This window comes from Rubneribacter sp. (assembly GCF_965361815.1).
In genome coordinates, this window is sequence record NZ_CBDTNW010000090.1 from 1 (window position 1) to 3,403 (window position 3,403).

General features: G+C 70.6%; 2 protein-coding genes. One reads left to right on the forward strand and one right to left on the reverse strand.

The window, feature by feature from the left end:
• Positions 1 to 122: 122 nt before the first annotated feature.
• The gene (locus ACWKY3_RS06715; protein ID WP_449315657.1) at positions 123 to 1,076 is read right to left on the reverse strand and encodes a hypothetical protein; all 954 of its coding nucleotides are present in this window, start codon (positions 1,074 to 1,076) and stop codon (positions 123 to 125) included.
• 439 nt (positions 1,077 to 1,515) lie between these two features.
• Here ACWKY3_RS06715 and ACWKY3_RS06720 point away from each other — a divergent pair, with 439 nt between their 5' ends.
• Complete coding sequence (locus tag ACWKY3_RS06720; protein ID WP_449315658.1) at positions 1,516 to 2,049, forward strand: methylated-DNA--[protein]-cysteine S-methyltransferase; 534 nt, start codon at positions 1,516 to 1,518, stop codon at positions 2,047 to 2,049.
• Positions 2,050 to 3,403: the final 1,354 nt, after the last annotated feature.

A 3,403-nucleotide genomic window follows, 5' to 3' on the forward strand; every position in this document is an offset into this window, starting at 1 on the left:
CCCGCTTTTGTCTAGCGGCCTCGGCAAACCGAGCTCCGCGCCCCTGCGGCGAAGCTCGGCGTTCACGCGCGCAGGGAGATCGTGGACATGGTGCGGCAGCTGTGACCGCAAGCCGTCGCGCGTTAGTCGAGGAGCGCCTCGCCGAGGACGGAGTCGTAGCGCACCGACGTGCCGTCGGCGTAGGCCACGTTCCACACGCGGTAGTCGAGGCTCTCGGGAACGTCCTCGTCCGCACGCGCGCACGCCTCGGCATCGCGATCGGCCGCGACGGACGAAGGGCGGGGACGCTCCTCGGAGGGAGGGGCCGCACCAGTCGGGTCGTCGCCTTGGCGAAGCGCGTCCTCGGCCTCGGCGAGCGCCGCATCTATCTCCGAGCGCGTAGGCGCGTTGCGAGCGGCCTCGCCAACAGCCCAAGCGTCCTGCCCGCTGCCGATGCCGGCCGCCTCCTCAACCGCCCGCACGATGTCGCGAGCCGACGATGCGGCACGCTCCTCCCGCGCAACGGCGCGCAGATCTTCGAGCGACCCGCCGGCATCCCCGGCCGCCACGCCCTTCCGATCCGCATCGGCCCGCTGCGCCGCGATGCTCGCGCACGCGGGCATGCGGATGGCCGCCACGGGATCGGGGCCGAAGGCGCCTGCCAGCAGCAGCGCACGGGCGCGCGCGACGAACCCGGCCGCCTCGACGGGAATGGCCGAGTCCCTCATGCGAACGGCGATGACCGGCTCGGTCCCGAACCTCACCTCGGCCCAGGCGAGCCGCACCGGCGGCTCGCCGTTTCTGCGCCGGGCGTCGTTCTCGCGCGCCACAAGAGCGCTCGCCTCGGCGAACGTCTCATCGAGCCAGGAGGCGACCGCGTCTTTCCATAGCGGGTCAAGATCGATTCCGCTTGTCGCCGCATCGCCGCCCACGTCGAAGCGCAGGACGTTCGCCCGCTGCGAGCCCTTGTCCGCACGCACCACCTCGGCGGGGGCGACGGCCGCGAAACGGCGCGCCATCCGGCCGCCGTCGGCGCGATAGCTTCTCTCGTCAAGGACGACGTTCAGGTGCAGCGGGGGGTGGATGGAGGCGGGCATGGCGAATCCTTTCGACGCGGGCCTCCGCATCCGGGCGCGGCGGCCGGGCTTTCACGTATCCGGTCATTGTCGGCCTTCCGAGCCGTCGACGCCCGCGCCACCTGCACCCGTTGCGCAACCGTTGCGCCGCCGGAACGCGCAGGACGGACGGGTGCCGCCCGTTGCGCCCGTTGCGCGGCCGCCGTGCGCCCGACCCTTCACCCGCCGGGCGTCCGCCCTCCTCGCCCGCCGCGCGCCCCCCAACGACTGCCCGGACGCGCACAGCCGTCCGGAAGCGCCGCGGCCATCCGGACGCGCATGGCCGCACGGCCGCTCGGACGCGCCCGAACGTTTCGCTTTCCGTCGATCCATGTTAGAATGCATCTATGAAACATCAGTTCGCATACGATGTTTCGTGTAAGGTCCTCAGACGCAGCCAGACGACGAACGGAGAGCAGCAGTGCATTACACGGATCAGTACGAGTCGCCGATAGGAGGAATCACCCTCGCAAGCGACGGGGAGGCGCTCACAGGACTGTGGTTCGACGGGCAGAAGTACTTCGCCGACACGCTTGACGACGCTCACGAGCATCAAGACCTACCGGTGTTCGCCGAAACGAGGCGATGGCTCGACGTGTACTTCGACGGTGCAGAACCCGATTTCACACCGCCTATCGCCATGCTCTGCTCCGATTTCAGGAAGGCCGTCTGGAACGTCATGCTCTCCATCCCCTACGGGCAGACGATGACCTACGGCCAGATTGCCGCGCAGGTGGCCGCCGAGCGGGGCCTTGCGCACATGTCCGCCCAAGCCGTCGGCGGTGCGGTGGGCCACAACTCCATCTCGCTCATCATCCCCTGCCATCGCGTGGTCGGCACCAACGGAAGCCTCACCGGCTACGCCGGCGGCATCGACAAGAAGATATGGTTGCTCGAGCACGAGGGCGTCTGCCTTGACTCCCTGTTCCGCCCCAAGCACAGCACCGCCCCATAGGATCTCCGATCAGCAGGCGCGCAGCCGAAGGCCGCCCCGGCGAGGGGCTGCTCCCTGCCCGCCCTCGCACAGAGGGACGCCCTCCTGCTCGTTCCGCGCAGCTGCGAGCGGGCCGGCCGCTCGTCCGCCCGCGTATGCCGCAACGCGTCATTGCAACCGGCCCGGCCCACTTCAGCGGCAATTCGGCGGACGGAGTCCTTTCTCTGCTAGACACCGTTGACACAAACCTCATCGGAGGCGCTTCGGCGAAGGGCCTCCCACCTCTCTGCTAAGCCGCCGTCGACATGGGCCGGTTCGGATCGCTGCACGCGAACCGCCCAAGCGCCCACGGGTTGGCCGCAAACAGCGCCCTGTGGCACTCCGGACGGCCGATCCGGCGAGCCGGCGGACCGCGCGATTCTCACGAACTGGGGTTTCTCCGGATGCGGAGGGCGTGAAGGATGCGAAACCGGGTTCACGCGTGCCATAGGGCGCAGTTTGTGGCCAACCTACGAACAGGTCTGCCAGACCGCCGCCTGCAGCACCCGCGCCAACGGCGGTTTAGCAGAGAGAACCCGATTTCGTAGCAGATTTTGGCGTGCGCTGCGACGACGAGGCAAGCACGCCGAACGCCCACCAGAGGCAAGCTCAACGTATCCAGACACCCCTAGCGAGAACGAGCTAGCCGCACCCGGGCACGCTGCCGAAAGCGAACTCAACGCATCCAGGCGCCTTGCCGAGAGAAGAGGTGCTTGACGCGCCAGGCGCCTTCGAGAGCGCTTGACGCGCTTGAGCGCCCTGCGGAAGGGCAAGCTCGACGCCTCTGCTCCGGGCGCCCCGCGCGGAGGCGGCCTCCCGTTTGCAAGGGGGGTTCGGGGAGGGAGGCCGCGCCCGCGCGAGGCGCTCAGGAGCGTGCGGGCCGGGGCGCCGGGAGGGAGGGCGCGGAGCGCCGGGGCGTGCGGAGGGGCGGCATCTGCGGGTTGGTCACAAACCGCGCCCTGTGGCACGCGCGGAGCCGGTTTCGCGCCCTCGGCGCCCCTCGCGCCCGGAGAATCCCCAGGTCGCGGAAATCGCGCGGACCGCCGGCGCGCCGGATCGGGCGCCCGGAGCGCCATAGGGCGCGTTTTGTGACCAACCTGCGGAAGCGCCCAGCCCGCATCGGCGGACGGCCCGGCGGAGAGGCCGCGGGTCGGGCGCGCGGGGCGGCCCTTCGGCCGGGGCCGGCCCCCCGCAGGGGGAGGGACGGGAGGAGGCCCGGCCGTCCCCTCGTGCCTGCGGCGGCCGGCCCGCCGCGGGGGGCCGGGTCGCTAGTAGAACGTGAAGACGCTGAGCCCCAGCTCGTAGAACACGACGCGCAGGGCGATGGCGCCTACAA